At 64.0% G+C, this 24,685-nt stretch carries 22 protein-coding genes and 1 tRNA gene; 9 read left to right on the forward strand and 14 right to left on the reverse strand.

Annotated features, from left to right (window positions below; genetic code table 11):
- Positions 1–76: 76 nt before the first annotated feature.
- On the forward strand, positions 77–2,971 hold the full coding sequence (gene ileS, locus MLD63_RS06525) for an isoleucine--tRNA ligase (RefSeq protein ID WP_255329071.1): 2,895 nt from the start codon (positions 77–79) through the stop codon (positions 2,969–2,971).
- On the forward strand, positions 2,968–3,216 hold the full coding sequence (locus tag MLD63_RS06530) for a DUF3253 domain-containing protein (RefSeq protein ID WP_255329072.1): 249 nt from the start codon (positions 2,968–2,970) through the stop codon (positions 3,214–3,216). Before ileS ends, MLD63_RS06530 begins: the two co-directional genes overlap by 4 nt.
- Here the strand turns inward: MLD63_RS06530 and MLD63_RS06535 are convergent.
- From MLD63_RS06535 to MLD63_RS06545, 3 genes are all read right to left on the reverse strand, one after another.
- Positions 3,213–4,229, reverse strand: a complete 1,017-nt coding sequence (locus tag MLD63_RS06535) for a GT-B fold glycosyltransferase domain-containing protein (protein ID WP_507185069.1) — start codon at positions 4,227–4,229, stop codon at positions 3,213–3,215. The two genes, MLD63_RS06530 and MLD63_RS06535, sit on opposite strands and share 4 nt — an antisense overlap.
- A 131-nt stretch (positions 4,230–4,360) precedes the next feature.
- Positions 4,361–4,444, reverse strand: a tRNA-Tyr gene (locus MLD63_RS06540).
- Between the two features lie 114 nt (positions 4,445–4,558).
- Entirely contained in the window at positions 4,559–5,110 is a 552-nt protein-coding gene (locus MLD63_RS06545) for a LabA-like NYN domain-containing protein (protein WP_255329073.1), read from the reverse strand.
- An 88-nt stretch (positions 5,111–5,198) separates the two neighbouring features.
- On the opposite strand from MLD63_RS06545, the gene folK reads away from it, so the two are divergent.
- The 4 genes from folK to MLD63_RS06565 all read left to right on the forward strand — a co-directional run bounded on the left by folK (position 5,199) and on the right by MLD63_RS06565 (position 9,119).
- Positions 5,199–5,798, forward strand: a complete 600-nt coding sequence (gene folK / locus MLD63_RS06550) for a 2-amino-4-hydroxy-6-hydroxymethyldihydropteridine diphosphokinase (RefSeq protein ID WP_255329074.1) — start codon at positions 5,199–5,201, stop codon at positions 5,796–5,798.
- Between the two features lie 74 nt (positions 5,799–5,872).
- Positions 5,873–6,229: a DNA-directed RNA polymerase subunit omega gene (gene rpoZ, locus MLD63_RS06555; protein WP_255329075.1), complete on the forward strand. Its 357-nt coding sequence runs from the start codon at positions 5,873–5,875 to the stop codon at positions 6,227–6,229.
- Positions 6,230–6,263: 34 nt separating this feature from the next.
- Positions 6,264–8,378, forward strand: a complete 2,115-nt coding sequence (locus tag MLD63_RS06560) for a RelA/SpoT family protein (RefSeq protein WP_255329076.1) — start codon at positions 6,264–6,266, stop codon at positions 8,376–8,378.
- Between the two features lie 57 nt (positions 8,379–8,435).
- A complete protein-coding gene (locus MLD63_RS06565; protein WP_255329077.1) occupies positions 8,436–9,119 on the forward strand; it encodes a DUF2062 domain-containing protein in 684 nt (227 codons plus the stop codon).
- Here MLD63_RS06565 and MLD63_RS06570 read toward each other — a convergent pair.
- From MLD63_RS06570 to MLD63_RS06600, 7 genes are all read right to left on the reverse strand, one after another.
- Positions 9,113–10,042: a 2-hydroxyacid dehydrogenase gene (locus MLD63_RS06570; protein ID WP_255329078.1), complete on the reverse strand. Its 930-nt coding sequence runs from the start codon at positions 10,040–10,042 to the stop codon at positions 9,113–9,115. The two genes, MLD63_RS06565 and MLD63_RS06570, sit on opposite strands and share 7 nt — an antisense overlap.
- Positions 10,023–11,162 carry a rod shape-determining protein RodA gene (gene rodA / locus MLD63_RS06575; RefSeq protein ID WP_255329079.1) on the reverse strand — a complete coding sequence of 380 codons (1,140 nt, stop codon included), beginning with the start codon at positions 11,160–11,162 and terminating at the stop codon, positions 10,023–10,025. Before rodA ends, MLD63_RS06570 begins: the two co-directional genes overlap by 20 nt.
- Before the next feature lie 9 nt (positions 11,163–11,171).
- Positions 11,172–13,118, reverse strand: a complete 1,947-nt coding sequence (mrdA, locus tag MLD63_RS06580) for a penicillin-binding protein 2 (protein ID WP_255329080.1) — start codon at positions 13,116–13,118, stop codon at positions 11,172–11,174.
- Complete coding sequence (locus tag MLD63_RS06585) at positions 13,115–13,654, reverse strand: rod shape-determining protein MreD (RefSeq protein ID WP_255329081.1); 540 nt, start codon at positions 13,652–13,654, stop codon at positions 13,115–13,117. The genes mrdA and MLD63_RS06585 overlap by 4 nt, the downstream gene beginning before the upstream one ends.
- Positions 13,647–14,609: a rod shape-determining protein MreC gene (mreC, locus tag MLD63_RS06590; RefSeq protein ID WP_255329082.1), complete on the reverse strand. Its 963-nt coding sequence runs from the start codon at positions 14,607–14,609 to the stop codon at positions 13,647–13,649. Before mreC ends, MLD63_RS06585 begins: the two co-directional genes overlap by 8 nt.
- A 34-nt stretch (positions 14,610–14,643) precedes the next feature.
- Entirely contained in the window at positions 14,644–15,678 is a 1,035-nt protein-coding gene (locus MLD63_RS06595; protein WP_255329083.1) for a rod shape-determining protein, read from the reverse strand.
- A gap of 226 nt (positions 15,679–15,904) precedes the next feature.
- Positions 15,905–17,461, reverse strand: a complete 1,557-nt coding sequence (locus MLD63_RS06600) for a 2-isopropylmalate synthase (protein ID WP_255329084.1) — start codon at positions 17,459–17,461, stop codon at positions 15,905–15,907.
- 348 nt (positions 17,462–17,809) lie between these two features.
- Here MLD63_RS06600 and MLD63_RS06605 point away from each other — a divergent pair, with 348 nt between their 5' ends.
- Both MLD63_RS06605 and MLD63_RS06610 read left to right on the forward strand, forming a co-directional pair.
- The gene (locus MLD63_RS06605; RefSeq protein WP_255329085.1) at positions 17,810–18,244 is read left to right on the forward strand and encodes a universal stress protein; all 435 of its coding nucleotides are present in this window, start codon (positions 17,810–17,812) and stop codon (positions 18,242–18,244) included.
- A 20-nt stretch (positions 18,245–18,264) separates the two neighbouring features.
- Positions 18,265–19,812: an alanine/glycine:cation symporter family protein gene (locus MLD63_RS06610; protein WP_255329086.1), complete on the forward strand. Its 1,548-nt coding sequence runs from the start codon at positions 18,265–18,267 to the stop codon at positions 19,810–19,812.
- A gap of 62 nt (positions 19,813–19,874) precedes the next feature.
- Here MLD63_RS06610 and MLD63_RS06615 read toward each other — a convergent pair whose 3' ends face one another.
- From MLD63_RS06615 to MLD63_RS06625, 3 genes are read right to left on the reverse strand one after another with little or no spacing between them, the layout of a single operon-like run.
- Positions 19,875–21,344, reverse strand: coding sequence for an ABC transporter substrate-binding protein (locus MLD63_RS06615; RefSeq protein ID WP_255329087.1), 1,470 nt, complete (start codon positions 21,342–21,344; stop codon positions 19,875–19,877).
- 55 nt (positions 21,345–21,399) lie between these two features.
- Positions 21,400–22,092 carry a CDP-alcohol phosphatidyltransferase family protein gene (locus tag MLD63_RS06620; protein WP_255329088.1) on the reverse strand — a complete coding sequence of 231 codons (693 nt, stop codon included), beginning with the start codon at positions 22,090–22,092 and terminating at the stop codon, positions 21,400–21,402.
- A gap of 51 nt (positions 22,093–22,143) precedes the next feature.
- Positions 22,144–22,878: an SseB family protein gene (locus tag MLD63_RS06625; protein ID WP_255329089.1), complete on the reverse strand. Its 735-nt coding sequence runs from the start codon at positions 22,876–22,878 to the stop codon at positions 22,144–22,146.
- A gap of 131 nt (positions 22,879–23,009) precedes the next feature.
- Between MLD63_RS06625 and MLD63_RS06630 the strand changes: the two genes are divergently transcribed.
- Positions 23,010–24,002: a serine hydrolase domain-containing protein gene (locus tag MLD63_RS06630; RefSeq protein ID WP_255329090.1), complete on the forward strand. Its 993-nt coding sequence runs from the start codon at positions 23,010–23,012 to the stop codon at positions 24,000–24,002.
- Between the two features lie 9 nt (positions 24,003–24,011).
- On the opposite strand, the gene MLD63_RS06635 is transcribed toward MLD63_RS06630, so the two are convergent.
- Entirely contained in the window at positions 24,012–24,587 is a 576-nt protein-coding gene (locus MLD63_RS06635; RefSeq protein ID WP_255329091.1) for a uracil-DNA glycosylase family protein, read from the reverse strand.
- Positions 24,588–24,685 lie beyond the last annotated feature (98 nt).

Raw genomic sequence — 24,685 nt, forward strand, 5'->3', positions numbered from 1 at the left:
TCGCCCGGCGGCCTGAGCCTGTCGCTCGCCGCCGGGTCACGCGCGTCTTCTCCCGATTAAGCCAAGGATCCCGCCGATGAGCGACCAGCCCGACTATCGCAGCACCGTCTTTCTGCCCGAAACCGATTTTCCGATGCGCGCCGGCCTTCCCGCACGCGAACCCGACTGGCTGGCCCGCTGGGAGCGGATCGGCATCTACGACCGCCTGCGCGAGACCGTCGGCGACCGCACGCCCTTCATCCTGCATGACGGTCCGCCCTATGCGAACGGCCATCTGCACATCGGCCACGCCCTTAACAAGGTGCTGAAGGACATGGTCGTTCGCTCCCAGCAGATGATGGGTCGCGACGCGCGCTACGTGCCCGGGTGGGACTGCCATGGTCTGCCGATCGAATGGAAGATCGAGGAACAATACCGCCAGAAGGGCCTGGACAAGGACGCGGTCGATGTCGTCGAGTTCCGGCAGGAATGCCGCCGCTTCGCCGACGAATGGATCGACGTGCAGCGGGCCGAATTCAAGCGCCTCGGCATCACCGGCAAGTGGGACGATCCCTACCTGACGATGGACTACCACGCCGAGGCGGTGATCGCGGCCGAGTTCATGAAGCTTGTGATGAACGGTGCGCTGTATCAGGGCAGTAAACCTGTAATGTGGTCGCCGGTCGAAAAGACGGCCCTGGCCGAAGCCGAAGTCGAGTATCACGACCATACCAGCCACACGATCTGGGTGCGGTTCAGGCCGGTGGACGGGGCGCTGGACGGAGCGTCGGTGGTGATCTGGACCACCACGCCCTGGACCATCCCGCAGAACCGCGCGGTCGCCTTCAATCCTGGCATCAGCTACGGCCTTTATCGTGTCACCTCGGCATCCGAAAACTCGACGGCACAGCAGGACGAGACGATCGTCCTGGCAGATCCGCTGGCCGAAAGCGTCATGCAGGCCGCGAAGGTCGAAGAGTTCGAGCGTCTGCGCGATGTGAGCGCGGAAGAGTTGGGCGCCCTGACCCTCGCCCACCCGTTCCGCGGCGTCGACGGTGCAAACGGTGAATGGGATTACGACGTTCCCATGCTGCCCGGCGATCACGTCACCGACGAGGCCGGCACGGGCTTTGTCCACACAGCCCCCAGCCACGGGGACGACGACTATCAGCTTGGCCTGAAGCACGGGCTGAAGATGACCTACAATGTCGAGCCGGATGGTAGCTATCGCCCCGACCTGCCGATCTTCGGCGGCGAGGCGATCATCCAGGCCGATGGCAAGGACGGCCCGGCCAATGTCAGCGTCATCAAGAACCTCGCCTGGGCCGGGGCCCTGCTGGCCAAGGGCAAGATCAAGCACTCCTACCCCCATTCCTGGCGCTCGAAGGCGCCGCTGATCTATCGCAACACCGCGCAATGGTTCGCGGCGATCGATAAGCCGTTGGGCGACGGGATGAACGAATACGGCCAGACCATCCGTGCCCGCGCGCTGACCTCGATCGACAAGCTGGTGCGCTGGACGCCTAAGACGGGACGCAACCGAATCCACTCGATGATCGAGAACCGCCCCGATTGGGTTCTGTCGCGTCAGCGCGCTTGGGGCGTGCCGCTGACCGCCTTCGTCAAGAAGGGGGTGAAGCCCGACGCCGAGGATTTCCTGCTGCGCGACAGCCGCGTCAATGACCGGATCACCGCAGCCTTCGAGGCTGACGGCGCGGACGCCTGGTATCGCCCCGGCTTCAAGGCCGAGATGCTGGACGGGATCGTGAACCCGGACGACTATGATCAGGTCATGGACGTTCTGGACGTGTGGTTCGACAGCGGCTCGACCCATGCCTTCGTGATCCGCGACCGCAAGGACGGCGCGCCGGACGGCATCGCGGACCTGTATCTGGAAGGCACGGACCAGCATCGCGGCTGGTTCCACTCCTCACTTCTGCAGGCCAGCGCGACCAAGGGCCGCGCGCCTTACCGTGGTGTGCTGACCCATGGCTTCACGCTGGACGAAAAGGGCATGAAGATGTCCAAGTCGCTCGGCAACACCGTCGCGCCGCAGCAGGTCATCGATCAGTACGGCGCCGATATCCTGCGTCTGTGGGTGGCGCAGTCCGACTACACCGCCGACCTGCGCATCGGGCCCGAGATCCTGAAAGGCACCGCCGACGGTTACCGCCGGCTGCGCAATACGCTGCGCTTCATGCTGGGCAACCTCGCCGGGTTCTCGGACGCTGAACGGGTCGCCCCCGAGGACATGCCCGAGCTGGAGCAATGGGTGCTGCACCGCCTCGCGCAGCTCGACCATCGGGTGCGGCAGGGTTACGACGCCTACGACTTCCAGGGCGTTTTCCAGACGCTGTTCCAGTTTGCCACGGTGGACCTGTCGGCCTTCTATTTCGACATCCGCAAGGACGCGCTCTATTGCGATGCGCCCGACAGCCTGCGTCGCCGCAGCGCGCGCACCTTGCTGGACCTGCTGTTCCACAGACTGGTCACATGGCTTGCGCCGATCCTGCCCTTCACGATGGAGGACGTCTGGCTGTCTCGCTTCCCATCTGAAGATGACAGCGTTCATCTGCACGATTTCCCCGTCACGCCGGCCGACTGGCTGAACGAGCCGCTTGTTGCAAAGTGGGATCGCATCCGTCGCGCCCGTCGCGTGGTGACTGCCGCACTTGAGGTGAAGCGGACAGACAAGACCATCGGCGCCAGCCTTGAAGCCGCGCCCGTCGTCCACGCCGAGGATGCCGACACACTGGCTGCACTGCGCAGCGTCGATTTCGCCGATCTGTGCATCGTCTCGGACATCGTTCTGACAGGCGATCCGGCCCCGTCCGAGGCGTTTCGGATGGCGGATGCCCCTGGGATCGGCGTGGTCTTCGAGGAGGCCGAGGGCGAAAAGTGCCAGCGCTGCTGGAAAATCCTGCCTGACGTCGGCACTCATTCGCATCCGGGCGTCTGCGCCCGGTGCGACAAGGCGCTTTCAGACGCGTGACCGACAGCGCGACGCTGCGGCAGGCGATCCTCGACCGGGTCGCAGCGTTGCGAGCCGGCACGACCTGCTGCCCCAGCGAAATTGCGCGGGCGCTGGCCAAGGATTGGCGCCCGTTGATGGACGACGTGCGCGCAGCCGCGGCAGAATTGTGTGATCAGGGCGAGATCACCGTCACGCAGGGCGGCGAGCCGGTCGATGCACGGACGGCAAAGGGACCGATACGGCTGGGGTTGCCCGCCGCCTAGGGCATCCACCAGCCTTCCGCGCGCAGACGTTTGCGGATCGGCTTTTCGGGCGTCGATGCCTCACGATCGGGAAAAAGCGGGCGCACTTTGTCACGCCCCTTGCCCTGGTAAATCAGACGTTTTGCAGGCTGCCAGTCGCGCAGGACCTTCTTGATCCTGTTCGGGGCGACCGCATTCTCCAGAACCTCGATCGCTGCATCGCTCTCGCGCGCATAGAGCAGGGGCAGGTTCCGGTAATGGCAGGTCAGATCTCCGTCGAGGCCGGCAAGGTCCATGCCGGGCCTGCCGCCGCCAAGCGAATGGATGACCAGCGGCAGCACGACCTGATCAAGCCATGGATCCAGGCTTTGACACGCCAGCGCGTCGCCGGGTTCCCGGCGAACCGCCAAGGCCCAGTCGAGAAAGCGGGCGCCGAATACCGCAGGGTCCGGTCCGGCAAACCAACCCGCATTGAAATAGAGATATCGTCGCCAGTCATCCTCGGAATAGCGGCGATCCAGCGAACTGTCGAAATCGAGACCGAAGCGCTCATAGAGCGACGCCCAGATTTCAGAACGGCCCGGACCGTAGAGCGGCGGCTCGGGCCAAGTCCCCTCGCGTCGCATGGAGGCGGACGGACGGTCCAGAGATCCTGCCAGCCTTTCCAAGGGCCCGAGGATCAGCGTGTCGGTGTCTAGAAAAAGGAACGGCTCGCCCGCCGGCAAAAGCGACAGCGCCTCGATCTTGTTGCCGTAGGGATAGTTCCCGCCGAAATGACGCGCGGTGAAGGGTTGAATCTCGGCACCGAGTTCGGACAGCAGATCGCGCACCGGACCGGATATGCGCGTATCCTGCCCGGCCCATGCGCCGTCGGGCAACGGCTCGGCAAGGATCAGGCGTCCGCGCCAATGCGGTGCCTGCTGTCGCAGGCTTGCCGTCAGGATGATGGCCTGATGCTCCAGCCGTCCCGATTGCGCGACGGCGAGGATGTTGAACGGCTTGGCAACAGCGTCAGTGATGGCGACAGGTGCGATGGGGGCGACCTTTCAGCGCAGTCTTGTCGGGTTCGGTCACCGACCAGGCGGAGTCAGCCCGAAATCGTCGGCGGGGTCAATCGCGGCAGGCCCGTCAAAGCGGACTGTCGAAATACCGAATTCGGGGAAAGTGGTGGGCGACCCTGGAATCGAACCAGGCATGGGTCTCCCCGGCGGAGTTACAGTCCGCTGCCGCACCTTGCAGCTCGTCGCCCGCCGGACGCATCCAGCGTGGGGGGCTGATTAGCCGCCGGGCCGAGGGCCGTCAAGCGACTTTCCCGGCCGGACGGTGAGCCCTTGTCGACGAGGTGATACCAGTTCGATCGACTTCACGTCGCGACCGGCTGATGGTCCCGCGGCGGACGCCCGATCACCTCTCGCAGGGCGTCCAATTCGATGAAATTGTCAGCCTGACGGCGCAGGTCGTCCGAGATCATCGGCGGCTGGCTTTTCACCGTGGAGACCACCGAAACCTTGACCCCACGGCGTTGCAGCGCCTCGACCAGAGGCCGGAAATCGCCGTCGCCGGAAAACAGCACCGCATGATCCATGCGGTCGGCCAACTCCATCGCATCGACGCAAAGTTCGATATCCATGTTGCCCTTGATCTTGCGGCGACCCATCGGATCCGTGAACTCTTTCGCGGGCTTCGTCACCAGCGAGTACCCATTGTATTGCAGCCAATCCACAAGCGGCCGAAGGGGCGAGTAGTCGTCGTTTTCCAACAGCGCAGTATAGTAATAGGCGCGAAGCAGCTTGCCGCGCCGTTCGAATTCCTGCCGAAGCAGACGGTAGTCGATATCGAAACCAAGCGCCTTGGTGGCGGCGTACAAGTTCGACCCGTCGATAAACAGCGCCAGCCTGTCGTCCTTGTAAAACATTTCTTGAACCTTCAGTAAGATGCGTTGCCTCTCCGAATGGGTCGCGTGAGGCGCGCTGGCATTCGGGCAGCCGGAAGGGTTGGATGACGTGAACGGGCCGCAACACGCGCTCATCGCTCTAGGATCGAACCTGCCGTCCGAACAGGCGGGCCATCCTGACGTCACCCTTCGGGTCGCGCTGCGGATGTTGCATGCCGAGGACCATTTATCAATCCACGCTGTCAGCAGCTTCTGGACGACACCGGCGCACCCCGCCGGGTCAGGCCCGGATTACTGCAACGCGGCCGCCCTAGTCGGCACGTCGTTGCCGCCAGAGGCCCTACTGGACTGTCTGCATCGGATCGAGGCTGCGCTTGGTCGCTTGCGGCCCAAGGACGCCGCGCGCTGGCAGTCTCGGCCGCTGGATCTGGACCTGATCGCCATCGGAGACGCCGTCCTGCCCGACGAAGCGACGCACGATCACTGGCGCGCCCTGCCGCCCGCGCGTCAGGCCCAGGCCGCGCCGCAGACGCTGATCCTGCCACATCCCAGGCTGCAAGACCGTGGCTTCGTTCTGGCACCTCTTGCCGAGATCGCCCCTGATTGGAGCCATCCGCGGACAGGTCTGACGGTCGCCCAGATGTTGACAGCCTTACCCAAGGACGCCTTGCTGGGAATGCGCAGGGTGGCGGCAGTTGACCGGCCTTGACATCCGAAGCCTTGGGCATCACAACCCCCATTCCGCACTTCCGACCCGATTCTATTCCAAGCCCGAGGTGAGACATGGCCCGCGTTACAGTCGAAGATTGCGTCGACAAGGTCCCGAACCGCTTTGATCTGGTCATGCTGGCCTCGCACCGGGCGCGCGAGATCACCGCGGGCAGCGCGATCACCGTCGATCGTGACAAGGACAAGAACCCGGTCGTCGCACTGCGCGAGATCGCCGATGAGACCCAGCCCGTGGACGAGCTGCGCGAGCGGATGATCGAAGCGTCGCAGACCCAGATCGAGGTCGACGAGCCGGAAGAGGACGCGATGGCGCTTCTTCTGGGCGCTGAAGTCGACCGTCCGAAACCCGTCGACGACGAATCGGAAGAGCGCATGCTGCGCATGATGCTGGAAGCCAATCAGCGGGACTGACGCGCAGGACCGGACGGGGGATCATCGCTTTCACATGATCGACGTCCAGGACCTGATTGCGCTTGTCAGGAATTACAACCCGCGCAGCAACGCCGACCTGATCCGCGACGCCTATGAGTACGGGATGCGGATGCATGAGGGGCAGTTTCGTCACTCGGGCGAGCCCTATTTCTCGCATCCCGTCGCGGTCGCGGCAATCCTGACCGAAATGCGGCTCGACGACGCCACCATCGTCACCGCGCTGCTTCACGACACGATCGAGGATACGCGCTCCACCTGGGCCGAGGTGTCGGAGCTGTTCGGGCGCGAGATTGCCGATCTGGTCGATGGCGTCACCAAGCTGACCAATCTACAGCTGTCCGGCGCCCAATCCAAGCAGGCCGAAAACTTCCGCAAGCTTTTCATGGCGATGTCGCGCGATCTTCGCGTGATCCTGGTGAAGCTGGCCGACCGTCTGCACAACATGCGCACGATCAAGTCGATGCGTCCGGACAAGCAGGGTCAGAAGGCGCGCGAGACGATGGACATCTATGCCCCGCTGGCCGGGCGCATGGGTATGCAGTGGATGCGCGAGGAACTGGAGGATCTGGCCTTCAAGGTCCTGAACCCCGAAGCGCGCAATTCCATCATCCGCCGCTTCGTCAGCCTGCAGAAGGAATCGGGCGACGTCATCAGCCAGATCACCAGCGACATACGCCATGAGCTGGAAAAGCAGGATATCGAGGCTGACGTGTTCGGCCGGGCGAAGAAGCCCTTCTCGGTCTGGCGAAAGATGCAGGAAAAGCAGCTGGCATTCTCGCGGCTGTCGGACATCTACGGTTTCCGCATCATCACCCGGTCGGACATCGATTGCTACCGGGCGCTCGGGGCGGTTCATCAGCGCTGGCGCGCGGTGCCGGGGCGGTTCAAGGATTATATCAGCCAGCCGAAGTCGAACGGCTATCGTTCCATCCACACGACAGTCTCGGGCCGTGACGGCAAACGGGTCGAGGTCCAGATCCGCACGCGTCAGATGCACGAGGTCGCCGAAGCCGGGGTCGCTGCGCATTGGGCCTATCGCGACGGCGTTCGCACGGTGAACCCGTTCGCGGTCGATCCGGCGGAATGGATCGACAGCCTGACCGACCGCTTCGGCGAGGAAGACCACGACGAATTCCTCGAGCATGTGAAGCTCGAGATGTATTCCGACCAGGTCTTCTGCTTTACTCCCAAGGGCGATGTGATCCAGCTTCCGCGCGGCGGCACGCCGATCGACTTCGCCTACGCGATCCACACCCGGCTAGGCAATTCGTGCGTCGGCGCCAAGGTGGACGGGATCCGGGTGCCGCTGTGGACAAGGCTGAAGAACGGTCAATCGGTCGAGATCATCGCGGCGACGGGACAGAGGCCACAGGCGACCTGGCTCGACATCGTGGTGACCGGCCGCGCCAAGGCGGCGATCCGGCGCAGCTTGCGAGAGGAAGATCGCGGTCGCTTCATCAAGCTTGGCGCGGAACTGGCGCGGGTGGCTTTCGAGCATGTCGGGCGGCGCGTGACCGACAAGGCGCTGCGCACCGCAGCAAAGCAGATGCGGCTGGCTGACAGCGATGAATTGCTGGCGCGCATCGGCAGCGCCGAACTGTCGGCGCAGGAAGTGCTGGCGCTGCTATACCCCGAACTCGCCAACCATCAGGATGAAGTCGACAATCGCCGCCCCATCGCCGGGCTGGAGGCCGACACGTCGTTCACCCGCGCACCGTGCTGCAGCCCGCTGCCGGGCGAGCGGATTGTTGGCATCACCTATCGCGGCAAAGGCGTGGTCATCCATGCGATCGACTGCCCCGCGCTTGCCGATTTCGAAGACAGCCCCGATCGCTGGATCGACCTGCAGTGGCGCGAGGGTCGCCATCCCGCGGCCTATTCGCTGAACCTGAACCTGACGATCCGTCACGACGCGGGCGTCTTGGGTCGGATCTGCACGCTGATCGGCGTGCAGGGCGCGAACATCCTCGATCTGGAATTTCTGGACCGCAAGCCGGACTTCTATCGGCTTCGGATCGAGGTCGCGCTGCGCGATCGCGAGCATCTGCACACGCTTCAGACTGCGTTGGAGGCTGAAAGCGACGTTGCGCAGGTGTTCCGCATCCGGGATCCCGACCTGAAACCCTGACAGCCGAAACCCCGCGCCGACCCGCGCGTTCCTGATGCGAGGCAGATCGGGACAGACATGGTCTTCAAGAGGCGAAAGCCCAGATCCTACGGTCAGATCGCGACCGAACTGATCTATCCGCGCGGCGGCTGGCGGCGGGCGGGCGCCTATGTCTGGCACCGCGTCAGTCGCCTGCCCGACCAACCGCACCGGATCGGACGCGGGGTTGCGGCCGGTGTCTTCGTGTCTTTCACCCCGATCTTCGGATTTCATTTCCTAGGCGGCGCAGCCGTCGCATGGCTGATCCGCGGCAACATCCTTGCCGCGCTTCTGGCGACCTTCGTGGGCAACCCGGTAACGATTCCCTTCATCGCCGTCGGCTCGCTGACGCTCGGCCACTGGTTGCTGGGGATCGACGGTGCCATCCGCCCCGGTCAGATCTTTCGTGAATTCGAGCGCGCCTTTGGCGAGTTGTGGCACAATGTCCAGGCGATCTTCGGACCGGCAGAGGCGCATTGGGGTCATCTGAGCGACTTCGCCCGGCATACGATGCTGCCCTATGCGATAGGCGGGACGATCCTTGGCGTCGCCGCGGGCATGCTTGCCCACTATCTGACCGTCCCGGTGATCCGCGCCTATCATGCACAGCGCGCACGACGGATGGCGAAGCGGATCGAGCGGTTGCGCAACTTGCCCGTTACGTCGGCGGAAACGCCTGCTCCTCCGCCGCCGAGAACACACCGTGGGTCAGACGATCAATAGCCGCGCTGCCGATCGACAAGGTTGTGGATCGGCTCCCCCGCCATGGCCCGCCGCAGATTTTCCGCCACGATGACAGCCGCCGTTTCAGCCCGCGTCTCGGCCGCGATATGCGGCGTGACCGTGACTTTCGGGTGTGACCAGAAGGGATGATCCTCGGGCAGCGGCTCGGTCCGAAACACGTCCAGCACGGCATGGCCGATATGGCCGTCATCCAGCGCTGCAATCAGGGCTTCATGGTCGATCACCGTTCCCCGCCCCGGGTTGATGATCCACGCGCCACGCGGCAGCAACGAGAGCGCGCGTGCGTTCAGCAGATTACGCGTTCCTTCCGTGTCAGGCAGCAGCGAGATCAGGACCTGCGCCGAAGCCAGGGCATCGTGCAGTCTGTCCAGCGCGATGCCTTCGACGCCGGGCGCGTCGCGCCCTGCCCGACTGACGCCACGAACCGAAAAGCCGATCCCCGACAGCATCCGTCCGACAGCCCGGCCAAGCTCTCCCAGGCCGAGGATCGTGACCGGCCGGTCCGACGCGAGCGGCGGGACCGTCCCGTTTCGCCAGGTGCCATCCTGCCGATAGATGTCCATTCCCAGATGCGCCCGCATGGTCCAGCCGGTGCAATATTCCGCCATGCTCTGCGTCAGACTGGGATCGACCATCCGCGCCAGCGGTTGGGTCAGGGTCGGGTTGGTGACGATGCGCTCTACCCCTGCCCACATGCTCTGGACCAGACGCGCGTTGACGTAGGGCGAAAGATCCTCGATCTCGCCGCCGGGCGCGAACAGGATCGCGTCGATGCTGTCAGGGGCGCCCTCGCGGACCAGCGTGACCTCGGGCGCGACCTGCCCCATCGCGCTGGACCAATCGTCCCACAGATGATCGGGGGCGGCGAACAGGACCCGCATCTCAGCGCGGCCTGTGGACATGCGCAGACTGAACCATGCCGAAGGCCATCAGCAGGATCATCAGCTGCGTTCCCCCGTAGCTGACCATTGGCAGCGGGACCCCCACAACCGGCATCAGACCCATGACCATCCCCATGTTGACCGCGAAATAAAGAAAGAACGTGCTGGCCACCCCGATCGTCAGAAGGCTCGCGAAGCGATCGCGGTTGGTCAGCGCCGAGTAAAGGCAGAAGGCGACGATCAGCGTGTAGAGCGAGAGCAGAGAGATCGCGCCGATGAAGCCGAACTCTTCGGCCAGCGTCGTGAAGATGAAGTCGGTGTGCTTTTCCGGCAGGAAGTTCAGGCGCGACTGCGTGCCTTGCATGAAGCCCCTGCCCGACCAACCACCGGAACCAAGCGCGATCTGCGCTTGCGTGATGTTGTAGCCCGCGCCAAGCGGATCGCTGGACGGATCGAGAAACGTGTCGATCCGGCGAAACTGATAATCATGAAGCAGCTGCCAGGGCTTGCCACGACTTTCCAGAACCGTCGCGACGAGGCCAACGACCATCCCGATCACGGCGCCGAAATACCACAGGCTGACACCCGCCGCGAACATGACGATGCCGCCCCCGGCCACGAGCATGACCGCGGTGCCAAGATCGGGCTGCGTCAACACCAGAAAGGTCGGGGTCAGGATAATGATCACCGGGATCAACACCCACAGCGGCCGCGACGTCCGGCGCAGGTCCAGCCAGTCGTAATAGCCGGCAAGCAGAAGGATCAGCGCGATCTTCATCAACTCGGACGGCTGCAGCCGGATCGGACCCAGATCGAGCCATCTTTGCGCGCCCATGCCGACATCGCCGAAGAACTCGACCGCGACGAGCAGGGTCAGGCAGGCAACATAGGCAAAGACCGACACGCCGCGCCAGAACCAGATCGGGACGAAGGCAAGACCGATCATCGCGATCAGGCCGACGACGAAACGCTCCATCTGCGGGCGAGCCCATGTGTCCAGATCGCCACCCGCGACCGAGTACAGCATCAGGAAGCCGGTGCAGGCCACCGCGATCAGCAGGAAAACCAGCGGCCAGTTGAGGTACAGGATCTTGCGGATGCCGGTCGGCGTGTGGGCGACCTTGTAGTCGAGATAGGACATCGGCTCGCCTCAGGCGCGACCGCGGGCGGGTGATTGCGGCTCTGGCTCGAACAGGTGCATCGCTTCGTGCCGGGCCTGCATCGCCTGCTGTTGATCGCCCGGAACGGCATCAAGGGGCGGCAGTCCGTCGGCAAGCGCGAACAGCAGGATGTCGCGCGCGATCGGTGCGGCGACGGCCGAACCGCCACCGCCATGTTCGACCACGACTGACACCGCGTATCGCGGCGCCTCGTAGGGCGCGTAGCAGACGAAAAGCGCGTGGTCGCGCCGGTTCCAAGGCAGCTGTTCGTTGCGGATGACCCCGCGGGCGCGTTCGGCCGCGGTGATGTTGCGGACCTGGCTGGTGCCGGTCTTGCCGGCCATGCGCCATTCTTCAGCGATGATGCGCGAGCGTCCCGCCGTCCCGCTTTTCGAGTTCATCACCGCATCCATGCCCAAGCGCGCGATCCGCAGATGCGCGGGGTCGATCCCGAGATCGGGAAACTCCCCGGCCAGTTGCGGCACGCCATCGATGGCGCGGACCAGCTTGGGTTCGACCATGCGACCCGTGGCCACGCGCGCGGTCATGACCGCAAGCTGCAGGGGCGAAGCCAGGACGTAGCCCTGCCCGATCGACGCGTTGAGGCTGTCACCCACCTGCCATTCCTGATCGTACCGGGCGCGCTTCCACGCCTTGTCGGGCGCGATGCCCTCGGCGACGGCGGACATCGGCAAATCGTGGCGCACGCCAATCCCGAGCCTGCGCGCCATCGCGGCGATCCGGTCGATGCCGACCTTCTGCGCCAGCTCGTAATAAAATACGTCGCAGCTTTTTTCGAGGCTCGCGACCAGCCCGACATGGCCATGGCCGCCCCGCGACCAGCAGTGGAAGCGGCGGCCGCCGACCTCGGTATAGCCGGGACAATAGGCGCCCCAGCCGGCATTGATGACACCGCTGTCGAGACCCGCGAGCATCGTCACCATCTTGAAGGTCGAGCCCGGCGGATAGACGCCCTGCACCGTCTTGTCGGCCAGTGGCCGGTGGTCGTGTTCGGTCAACGCCTTGTAATCGGCGCTGGAAATTCCGCGAACGAACAGGTTCGGATCGAACGACGGCGACGAGCAGATCGCGTGCAGCTCTCCCGTCGCGACATCCATCACGACGGCCGCACCGCTTTCGCTGCCGAGCCGCTGGGCGGCGTAGTTCTGAAGCCGCGCGTCCAGTGAAAGCTGAACGGTCGCGCCCTGAACGCCTTCCTGGCGGCCCAGTTCGCGCATCTCGCGACCGGCGCTGTTGACCTCGACACGCCTTGCGCCGGCCTTGCCGCGCAGGGCCTCCTCCAGCTTGGCCTCGACGCCGATCTTGCCTAGCTGGAATTCCGGCAGCATCAGGACCGGATCAGGATCCTCGATCTTCGACAGATCGTAGTCAGAGACCGGGCCGACATACCCCATCACATGCGCCAGATCGGCGCGACGCGGATAGATCCGGGACAAGCCCGATTCCGGGGTCACACCGTTCAAGGCCGGCGCGTTGACCGCGATTGCGCTGAACTGCTCCCAGGTCAGCCGGTCGGCGATGCTGATCGGCGTGATCGCGCTGCGCTTCTCGAACTCCGCCAGCAATTCGTCGATCCGTGCTTCGTCCAGCGGGATCAACCGCGACAGGCGACGCAGGACCGGCTCGACATCGCCTCCGGCCTCTTCGCGGGTCAGGGTGACACGATAATTCTGCTCGTTGCCGGCGATCACTGTTCCGTCACGGTCGTGGATCAGCCCACGTGCCGGCGGAAGAAGCCGGATCTTGATGGAATTGCCATCGCTGAGCAGTCGGTATTCGTCGGCATGGTCGAGCTGCATCGACCGCATGCGCAGCGCCAGCGTCGCAGCCACCGCAAATTGGATTCCGCCCAGAAGCAAGCCGCGCCGTCCAACCAGCCGGGCGCTTTCCAATATCTCGCGCGGGGATTTCCTCATCCGCCGAACCTTCCCAAACCTGCCTGTCCCGGTGCGGGACGCGATAGACCGACCAACCAGCGCGCACCCAGCACGACCAGCGGGTAGGCCAGGATCGTTGCCAGATACTGCAGGATCACCTGCCCAAGCGCCGCAAGCGGCAACAGCATGATCGCGGCGACGAACCGATATCCCAGCATCATCAGGCCGAACAGCACCGAGACTCGTAGCCATTCAACCAGAAATGGTGCTTCGCGCCAACGGCTCTCACGCGCCCGGACCGCCTCGCTTCCCAGAAGGACAATTGCCGCCCAAAGTCCGATCGGCCGATAAAGCGCGATGTCCTCGATCAGGAACAAGCCCGCGATCAGCAAAGCGGGGATGTGATCGGGACGACGGACGAGCCAGGCGAAGGTCAGGCACAGACCCAGGTCCGGTCCCGGCCAACCGACGAAGCCGGTCGTCAGGGGCAGAAGCCGCATGAAAAGCAGCATGAAGAACAGGCCTGCGAAGACGAACGTGCCGATCCATATGCGACGCGCGATCAGTTCAGTCACCCGCGACGCCCTCCGGAGGATCGCTGGGGTCGGGGATGGCGCCACCCGCAATGGTCGGCGGGATGGGCGGACCCTGCGGTTCATCATTGCCGATCGGCGCCCCGTCCGATGGCGGGATCAGGGTCCCCTGCTCGGCCAGGGTCTCGGCCGGGTGAGAGCGCAACACACGAAGAAACTCCAGTCGGCCGTAATCCGCAGCCATGCGAAGCCGCATACGGCCGTCGCTGCTTTGCACCGCCTGTCCGACCAGAAGCCCGCCTGGAAACACCCCGCCATCGCCCGAAGTCACCACACGGTCGCCAGGCCGCACATCGTCCGGCGTCTCGATGAAATCAAGCACGGGCAGCGCGGTGTTGTCACCGGTCAGCAACGCGTGCTGGCCCGAGGGCTGGACCGACACCGGGATCCGGCTTGTCGGGTCGGTCATCAGCACCACGCGGCTGGTCCTTTCGCCGACGCCCGAAATGCGCCCGACAAGTCCCAGCCCGTCCATCGTCGCCCAGCCATCCACGATGCCGTCGCGGCGACCGACGTTCAGCAGCACGGATTGACGGAAGGCCGAGCCTGAGTCGGTCAGCACCACACCCGAGACCGAGGTCAGCGCAGGATCGATGCGGACATTGTTCTGCGCCAACAGCTTGGCGTTTTCCTGTTCAAGCTGGACCGCAGCCTCTTTCCAGGCCGACATCTTCTGCAGTTCGCGCCGCAATTCCTGGTTCTGTTCGTAGATCCGGGCATAGGACTGAAAGCCTGCGATCATTTGGCTGGCTTTCGTGACCGGAACCAGGGCCCATTCGAAACTGGGGACAAACCGGTCGATCAAGGCTGTGCGGGCACGCTCGGCGCGCGGGCTGTCGATGCGCCAGAACAGGAACAGCCCGATCAGGACAAGCGTCAGAAGCGCGATCAGGACGCGCCTTACCGGTGTCGTGTAATCGGGTCCCCTGCGCGCCATGGTACCGCGCCCTCAAGCCTGCCTTCGGTCGCCCTCAGCTTTCGAAATCGATGACGTGGCGCAGCTGCTTTTCATATTCCAGCGCCTTGCCGGTCCCAAGCGCGACACAGCTCATCGGTTGATCGGCGAGGCTGATCGACAAACCCGTCTGCTCGCGCAGCGCCAAATCCATCTCGCCCAGCATCGCGCCGCCGCCCGTCAGCATCACGCCACGGTCGACAATGTCGGCGGCAAGATCCGGCGGCGTCGCTTCCAGCGCGACCATCACCGCCTCGCAAATCGCTTGGACCGGTTCAGCCAGCGCTTCGGCGACCATCGACTGGCTGATTTCCAGCTCCTTGGGGATGCCGTTCAGCAGATCCCGTCCGCGCACCATCAGCGTGGCACCACGGCCGTCATCGGGCATCCGCGCCGTGCCGATGGAGGTCTTCACCCGTTCGGCCGTCGATTCACCGATCAGCAGATTATGATTGCGGCGCAGGTAGTTGATGATCGCTTCGTCCATCCGGTCGCCGCCGATGCGAACGGACCTGGCGTAGACCACGTCGCCCAGCGACAGGACTGCGACCTCGGTCGTCCCGCCGCCGATATCGACGACCATACTGCCGGTCGGTTCCGTGATCGGCATGCCTGCGCCGATGGCGGCCGCGATCGGTTCCGCGATCAGGCCTGCCTTGCGGGCGCCGGCCGACAGGACCGACTGACGGATGGCGCGCTTTTCGACCGGGGTCGCGCCGTGCGGCACGCAGACGATGATCTTCGGCTTCGAGAAGGTGGTGCGTTTGAACACCTTCTTAATGAAATGCTTGATCATCTGCTCGGCGCTGTCGAAATCGGCAATGACGCCTTCGCGCATCGGTCGGATCGCCTCGATCGAGCCCGGGGTCCGGCCCAGCATCAGCTTGGCATCTTCACCCACCGCCAAGACCTGCTTCTTGCCGTCCTTGACGTGGTAGGCCACGACCGAGGGCTCGTTCAGGATAATACCCTTGCCCTTGACGTAGACGAGCGTGTTCGCCGTCCCAAGATCGATTGCGATATCGGTCGAAAAGAGCCCGCCGAAAACCATGCCTGATGTCCTTTCGCGCCGGTTGGCCCGGCATGACTGCTTCGCTGCGCTGTCTCTCGCGCCGGAATCGAGCCAGAGCGGAGGCGTGGCACCTTATAGGGGTGTTGACGAAGCCGTTAAAGGCCCGATCAAGGCAAGCCGGCGGTCGCCCGCGCGCTGCTGCATTTGTGGGAAACACTACGGCCGGACGCTCAGCATCCGGCCGCCTGAACGCTTTGCGCCCTGATCAGTGCGAATACATCGTGATCGCCTTGCCGTCGCGGCCTTCCTGCGTGCGGCGCACGATCAGATGGTTCAGCGCGCCGACATAAGCCTTGACGCTGGCAAGGATCGTGTCCGTGTCTGCCGCCTGACCGTTCACGATGCGCCCGTCCTCTTCCATCCGGACGCTGACGGTCGCTTGCGCGTCTGTACCCTCGGTCACGGCATGGACCTGATAAAGCTGCAGGCGCGCGCTGTGCGGAAAGATCTGTTTCACCGCATTGAAACACGCATCGACGGGACCGTCGCCGGTCGCGTGGACAGACTTTTCCTCTCCATCGACGATCATCGTGAGGTCCGCAGTCTGACCGTCGCTGCCGCAGACGACCTTGAGATGCTTGACCTGAAGGTGATCGTCGCCGGTGTTCGCGGTCGTATCCTGAACCAGCGCCATGATGTCTTCGTCGTAGACTTCCTTCTTGCGGTCGGCGAGCGACTTGAAGCGAACGAAGATGTCCTTGAGCTGATTGTCACCGACCTCGTAGCCCAGATCCTTCAGCTTGGCGCGCAGGGCCGCGCGGCCGGAATGCTTGCCCATCGCGATGTTGGTCTCGTTCAGACCGATATCGGCAGGGCGCATGATCTCGAACGTCTCGACATTCTTCAGCACGCCGTCCTGATGGATGCCGCTTTCATGCAGGAAGGCGTTCTTGCCGACGATGGCCTTGTTGAATTGCACCGCAAAACCCGAGACCTGCGCCACGCGGCGTGAAAGGTTCATGATCTTGGTCGTGTCGATGCCGGTGTCGAAGGGCATGATGTCGTGACGCACGCGCATCGCCATCACCACCTCTTCCAGCGCCGTGTTGCCGGCGCGTTCGCCCAGACCGTTGATCGTGCATTCGATCTGGCGTGCACCGGCTTCAACCGCAGCAAGGCTGTTGGCTGTCGCCATTCCCAAGTCGTTGTGGCAATGGGTCGCGAAAATGATCTCGTCCGCGCCCGGCACCCGTTCAAGCAGCATTTGGATCAGCGCGGCGCTTTCGCGTGGCGCGGTGTAGCCAACCGTGTCCGGGATGTTGATCGTCGTGGCACCGGCCTTGATCGCGATCTCGACCACCCGACACAGATAATCGTGCTCTGTACGCGTCGCATCCATCGGCGACCATTGCACGTTGTCGCAGAGGTTGCGGGCATGGGTCACGGTCTGCTCGATCCGTTCGGCCATCTGGTCCATGTCGAGATTGGGGATCGCGCGGTGCAGCGGCGAGGTGCCGATGAAGGTGTGGATGCGGGGACGTTTCGCGTGTTTCACCGCCTCCCAGCAGCGGTCGATATCAGGCAGCTGCGCGCGGGCAAGTCCGCAGATCACGCTGTTCTGCGCCTGCTTCGCGATCTCGCTGACGGCCGCGAAGTCGCCTTCCGAGGCGATCGGGAATCCCGCCTCGATGATGTCCACACCCATTTCGTCCAGCATCTGGGCGATTTCCAGCTTTTCAGCATGGGACATGGTTGCGCCTGGCGATTGCTCGCCGTCGCGCAGCGTGGTGTCGAAAATGCGAACTCGGTTCTTGTCGGTCATGGTCTGCTTCCTTGGCGTTCCGGAGGGTCTGGCCGGGCGCTGCGCTGACAAGAGCGGTGGCCCGGCGGGACCCGCTCAGCGCAGCGTAAGCAGCAGAAGACCGCGGAGGTTCACGGGCAGAACGGCGCGCGATTGCGTGCCCCGGCCGTGCGATATGTGTCTGATCCGCGTCATGGCGCGCACTATGGCGTCAGCAAACAGCATTGAAAAGGGTGAAATTTGTCGCGTTTTGGCGGGCAACCCGCCGATTGCGCGACGGATTTCACGAAGTCGTCATAAAATTCTGGCCAGAACCCCCCCTCCCGGCCATCATCAAAAAGCAACCACAACGATAGCGGAAGGAAAATCATGTCTCGCAAGATCCTTGTCGGCTACGATGAAAGCGCTGCGTCGAGGCGCGCGCTCGACTTTGCGGTGGACCGCGCCAAGGCGCGCGGCGAAGGCGTTCTTGTCGCCCACGTGCTGGAATGGTCACCCTACTCCTTCCTGACCCCCGAAGAATTGGAACAGCGCCATACGCGGCGTCAGGAGGAACTCGCACGGGCCGAGGTCCGCCTGATGAAGCCCGCGATCGAGCAGCACGCGCAGAGCGGGGTCGAACTGACCAGCCTCGTGAAATACGGCCACGTCGCGGAAACGCTCTGCAAGCTTGCCGAAACCGAAGACGTCTCGCTGGTGATGATCGGAAGGAACGGCCAGACCGGCCTGTCCTCGCGCCTCTTCGGGTCGGTCGCGGGCACGCTCGCCCAGATCGCGCCGGTGCCGGTCACCATCGTTCCGTGATGCCATTGAGAGAGGGACAGATGAACATTCGATTTCCGAAAGCGGCTGCAGCCGCGCTTCCCCTCGGCCTCGCCTGCGCAACGCAGGCCGGCGCGCAGGGCATCGACGAAGCGGTGAACACCGTCTTCGCCAATTCAACCGGCTGGTTCGTCAATTTCATCTTCTCCAGCTTCCCGGGCACCAGTTTTCCATGGATCGTCGGCTGGCTGGTGATCGCGGCCACGATCTTCACCGTTTATTTCGGCCTCATCCAGTTCCGCGCATTCGGTCACGCGTTGGCCCTGGTTCGCGGCGATTATTCCGATCCCAACGACGCGGGCGAGGTCAGCCACTTCCAAGCGCTCGCCACGGCGTTGTCGGGCACGGTGGGTCTGGGCAACATCGCAGGCGTGGCGGTGGCGGTCGGCATCGGCGGACCGGGGGCGACCTTCTGGATGATCCTCGCCGGTCTGCTCGGCATGGCCTCGAAATTCACTGAATGCACACTGGGCGTCAAATACCGCAACGAATACGAAGACGGCCACGTGTCCGGCGGACCGATGTATTACATGACCAAGGGCTTTGCCGAGCGTGGCCTGGGCGGCGGCAAGATTCTCGCCGTCATCTTCGCGATCTTCTGCATCCTCGGCTCGCTGGGCGGCGGGAACATGTTCCAGTCCAACCAGGCCCATGCGCAGCTTGCCAACGTGCTGGGCGATTATCCCGGCTGGATCACCGGGCTTGTCTTCGCGGTCATCGTCTTCATCGTGATCGTGGGCGGGATCAAATCCATCGCGCGGGTGACCGAACGCGTCGTGCCCTTCATGGGGATCCTCTACGTCACGACGGCGCTGATCATCATCCTGGTCAATTACGATCAGATCGGGACCGCCTTCGGCCAGATCTTCCGTGGCGCCTTCACCTGGGATGGCGCGGTCGGCGGCGCGACCGGTGCGCTGATCCAGGGCTTCCGCCGGGCAGCGTTCTCGAACGAGGCTGGCGTCGGGTCGGCCGCCATCGCGCACTCGGCGGTGAAAACGAACGAACCGATCACCGAAGGCTTCGTCTCGCTGCTGGAGCCGTTCATCGACACGGTTGTGATCTGCACCATGACCGCGCTGGTCATCATCATCACCGGCCAGCTGGTCACCGATCCCGAGACCGGCATGTTCGTCCTGAACGAGGCCGGCACCGCGATCGAGACGCTCAGCGGCAACAGTGGCGTTGCGCTGACCTCGGCTGCGTTCAGCGAAACCTTCGGCTGGTTCCGCTACATCCTCGCCGTCGCGGTGATCCTGTTCGCCTTCTCGACGATGCTGTCGTGGAGCTATTACGGCCTGAAGGCCTGGACATTCCTCTTTGGCGAGGGCCAGACCAAGGAAATCGTCTTCAAGGTGATCTTCTGCCTGTTCACCTGGATCGGCGCGGCCGCAAGCCTCGGCCCGGTGATCGATTTCTCCGACGCGATGATCTTTGCGATGGCGGTGGTCAACATCATCGCGCTGTACTGCCTGATGCCGATCGTCAAACGCGAGATGCAAAGCTATCTCGCGCGGCTGAAATCCGGAGAGATCAAGAAGTTCAGGTAACCTGATCAGAACTCAAAAGGGGCGGTTTCGACCGCCCCCTTTTTATCGTCCTCGATAAATGCTCACTCGGTCCAGCGAACCTTGGTCAGATCGTTCGACTGGTTGGGCGAATTCTCCCACAAGCCTTCGATCTTGGCGTTCGCGACCCCAGTCTTGGCCAGTTGGAACAGGAACACGTTGACGAAATCGTCTGCGATCATCTGTTGCGCCTGCTTCAGCAACTCGGACCGCTGCGCGGGATCTATGGTTTCGGTCAGCTGATCCATCAGCGCGACGAAATCCGGCTTGGCGTAGTGGAAGTAGTAATCGTCGCGTGCGTAAATATCGATGTCCAACGGCTCGGTGTGGCTGATCACGGTCAGGTCGAAATCACCGCCCTTGAACACGGTCTCCAGCCACTGGGCCCATTCCATGTTGGTGATTTCTGTCTCGATCCCCACCGCGCGAAGCTGCGCCGCAATGATCTCTCCACCGCGCCGCGCATAGGTGGGGGGCGGAAGCGCAAGGCGCAGGGTGGGTGCGTCGCCACCGATTTCGGCGAGCAATGCCTGCGACGCCTCGGGGTCGTAGGCGGATTGTTCGGTCAGATCGATGTAATCGGGATTGTGGGGCGCGAAATGGCTGCCGATCGGCGTGCCGTAACCGAACATCGCGCCGTCGATGATCTCCTGCCGATTGATCGCATGGGCGATCGCCTGCCGCATCTTGATGTTGTCCAGCGGCGGCTCGGTGTTGTTCATCGCCAGGATCGTTTCGCCTTCGGTCGTGCCCACGATGACCTTGAAGCGCGGATCGGCCTCCAGCTGGGTCAGTGTCTCGGGCGCGGGATAGTTCGGGAAGGCGTCGACATCGCCCGCCATCATCGCCGAGAAGGCCGCCGTCGGGTCGCTGATGAAGCGGAAGGTCGCGCTGGTCAGCGCGGGCTTCTCTCCCCAGTAGCCGTCATAGGCGGACAGCACGATGCTGTCGCCCTGGCGCCACTCGTCGAACTTGAACGGACCGGTCCCGATCGGATTGGTCGCGAGATCGGCGGCCGAGGCCTCGTCGACCATCACCGCGTCCCCCCAGGACATCTTGAACGGGAAGTTGCCGTCAGGCGCATCCAGCGTGACGCGAACCGTCGCCGGATCGACCGCCTCGACGCTTTCGATCCCTTCGAACAGCACCTTCTGAGCGTTGGTCGAATCCTCGGCCCGCGCGCGGTCAAGGGTGAAGACCACGTCGTCAGCGTTGAATTCGGCGCCGTCATGGAAGGTCACGCCTTCGGCAAGATGAAAGACATAGACCTTGCCGTCTTCCTCGACATCCCAGCTTGTCGCGAGCGCCGGGCCGATACTGCCATCGGGACCGACGCGGGTCAGGCCTTCGAAGACGTTGGCGTAGACGACCTCGTCAGTGGCCGCAGCGGCACCGCCTGTCGGGTCGAGGTTCGGCGGCTCCAGCACCATGCCGACGGTGATGCTGTCCTGCGCCAAGGCCGCGCCTGTCGTCAGCGCCAGCGCGCAGACGGTCGAAGTGAGTGTCTTGTACATGGGATCCCCTCGCCTATCCGATTGCGGCGAGTGTTCCGTCATGCCGACCGGTGGATCAAGCCTTTTCGGGGACCAGTTGCTGCACCGCTCCGGCCAGAGTCAGCCAGAGCGAGCTGAGGACCAAACCCCAATGCGCCCAGCTTTGAGGATGGAAATCGACCAGGATCGCCCAGACTGCAAAGATCACCCAGGCCGCGAAGACCGGCAGCGAAATCATGCGCCAACGCTCGGTTCGCACCGGGTGAATGAACTTGATGTTGGTGAACATGGCCAAACCAAGCGCCACGACGATCAGAAGCGTGATCGACCAATGCGGCTTCATCGCGAACAGGACCAGCACCACCATGTTCCAGCAGGCGGGAAACCCTGCGAACGAATTGTCCTTGGTCTTCATGCGCGTATCGGCAAAGTAGATCACAGAACCGTAAACGATCACGATGATCGCAACCCAGCCCGTCCAGCCGTCCAGCAAACCGGATTCGAACAGCGCGAAAGCCGGGATGAAGACGTAGGTGAGATAGTCGATGATCAGGTCCATCAACTCCCCATCATGGATGGGCCAGTTGCGCTTGACGTCGTAGCGTCGCGCGAGCGGACCGTCGATCCCGTCCACCACCAACGCGACGACGAGCCATGTGAACATCAGCGGCCAGCGCTCCTCGACCGCCGCCAGCATGGCGAGCATCGAGAAGACGGCACCGCTGGCGGTCAGCAGATGGACGGAGAGGGCATTGTACCGTTCACGCATCCGTGGGTTCTCGCAGGTCGGGGACAGGCGTGCAACCGGCGAGCGTCTTCGCTAGCGAAGATTAGGTGGACGGTCCGGTCGCGGTCGGTCCGGCTTGGGCGGCGGCTGAAGGTCGAAGCGCACGGCAAAGTCCGGCACGGCAGTGTCGGAAAAGGCCACGTCGACCCCATCCGGAACGGACGGGAGGAAGGCGAGCGTTTCGGCCAGCGCCTTGGCCAGATGCGCCTGACGTTCCGGCGCGGCACCTGCGATGATCAGCAGATGGCCAGCGGTATCGGCGCCTTTCGCGGCGACCAGCGCCGCCCCAGTGACCGTGCCGCGCAGGTCCGAAAGCCGTTCGGCCAGGGGCTCGGCAAGGATTGCTACCACCGCCGGATCGGGCGGAGAGAACCGCGTCCGCGCCTCGGCTTCTTCCGGGGCATCCTCCAGTGCGCGCCCAAGCCAGGCCAGGGTCGCCGCGTCAAGAAGCATCTCGGACGGGTGTCCGGGATTGACCAGCAGGCCAGCCGCCTCTTGCGCTAGAAGGCGCGCGAGGACGCGGCCCGGCATCGCGACATAGGCCGACGGATGACCGAAAATCGCTGCAAGCCGTTCGTCGCGGTCAAAGGCCAGCGCCACCGGCCCGCCGGGCAGGTCGAACATGCGGAACGCAGCGCGGTCGTCGTCCGCCTCACCGTCCAGCGCGACGGTCAGCTCGCTGTCCGCAAGCCGTGACAAGACACGCGCGCGCAACGGCGCATCGGCATCATGAAACGGAACGCGGCAAAGATCGTCGAGGGCGGTCATGCATTCTCCATACTATGCTGGCTATGCGCTTGGACGCGCAGGGGCAAGCTGCTCGGGCAAGCAGGATGCCTCGATTTCGGCCCACGCAGGCGTGACTTCCGACGGGGACATCCGCAGGCTATGACGCTCACATGCCCATCACCCGCCGCCACCTCGTCGCGACCGCCCTTGCCGCCCCGATCGTGATCGGTGCGCGTGCAGGCGCAGCCGCCCTGCCCCAGACCCTTCAATCGGCCGCAAGCCTCGACCAGCTGCGCGCCATCGCGATCTGGCGGGACGGGGCCGAAATCGCGGCGCAGGGCTATGGCCGCTGGACACCCGACCAGCCGACCAACATCAAGTCGGCTTCGAAATCGATCATCTCTGCTTTGGCCGGGATCGCGATCGAGCGCGGGCACCTGCAGGGACCGGACCAACCGATTGCACCGATCCTGCGCGACGATCTACCGGCCAATCCCGATCCCCGGCTGGCGCAGATCACGCTGGGCAACCTGTTGTCGATGCAGGCGGGGCTGGAACGGCAGTCGGGTGCGAACTACGGCGCCTGGGTCAGCAGCCGCAACTGGGTGCGCGCAGCGCTCGCCGCGCCTTTCACGCAGGATCCCGGCGGGAGCATGCAGTATTCGACCGCCTCGTCGCATCTTGTGTCGGCCTTGCTGACGCGGACGACCGGCCGTTCGACGCTGGATCTGGCGCGCGACTGGCTGGGCGGCATCCCGAATTTCCGCATCACGGGATGGGAACGGGATCCGCAGGGGATCTATCTTGGCGGCAACCAGATGGCGATGAGCACGCGGTCGCTGCTGGCCTTCGGCGCGACCTACGCAGCGGGTGGTGCCGGTGTCGTGCCGCGCGACTGGATTGCGCAAAGCTGGCGGCCGCGCACCGCCTCGATCTTCAGCGGACAAAGCTATGGCTACGGCTGGTTCCTGGGCCGCTTCGGCGGCCGTCCGGTCAATTACGGCTGGGGTTATGGCGGCCAGATGATCTATGTTCTGCCCCAGCATCGAGGCCGAGCGGCAGCGGCCATCGCGATCACCTCGGACCCCGACCAACCCTCGGCCCGGACCGGTTACCGCAACGAACTGCACCGACTGGCGGACGCGATCACCAAAGCGCTGTGACGCAATCGTCTACAGCGCCTCCTGCACCCGCTTTCGCAGGACCGGGAGAAGGTCCGTCTCGAACCACGGGTTGCGGCGTAACCAGCCGGTGTTGCGCCAGCTTGGATGCGGCAGCGGGAAAACGTCAGGCCCGTAGTCCCGCCAGCGCGAGACGGTATCCGTCACGTTCCGCGTTCCAAGATGCCACGCCTGCGCATAGCCACCGATCAACAGCGTCACATGCGGGTCGAGCGCGGCCATCACCTCATCACGCCAGGTCGCGGCGCAGATCTTGGGCGGCGGCAGGTCGGAGCCCTTGGCATCGTAGCCTGGAAAGCAGAACGCCATCGGCACGACGGCGATCCGTTCGCGGTCGTAGAATGTCGCTTCATCCACACCCATCCAGTCGCGCAGCCGAACGCCTGATCGGTCAGCGAAGGGGCGGCCCTTCTGATGAACCTGCATGCCGGGCGCCTGCCCGACGACCATGATCCGCGCGCCGGGCTGAAACCAGGCAACCGGGCGCGGACGGTGGGCGGTTGCCGTCAGCGCGAAACGTTCGGCGCACAACCTGCAGGCCTTGATCCGTTGGGGAAGATCATCCATCGATAAAACCATTCCGGTAACGATTTCTCAGCATCTTTCGTGCCAACATCGCCGCCATTGCGGTGAACCCCCTGAATCCGGCAGGATGTATCCGGACA

Origin of the sequence: Paracoccus albicereus, from assembly GCF_024359525.1 — a bacterium.
Taxonomy (GTDB): domain Bacteria; phylum Pseudomonadota; class Alphaproteobacteria; order Rhodobacterales; family Rhodobacteraceae; genus Paracoccus; species Paracoccus albicereus.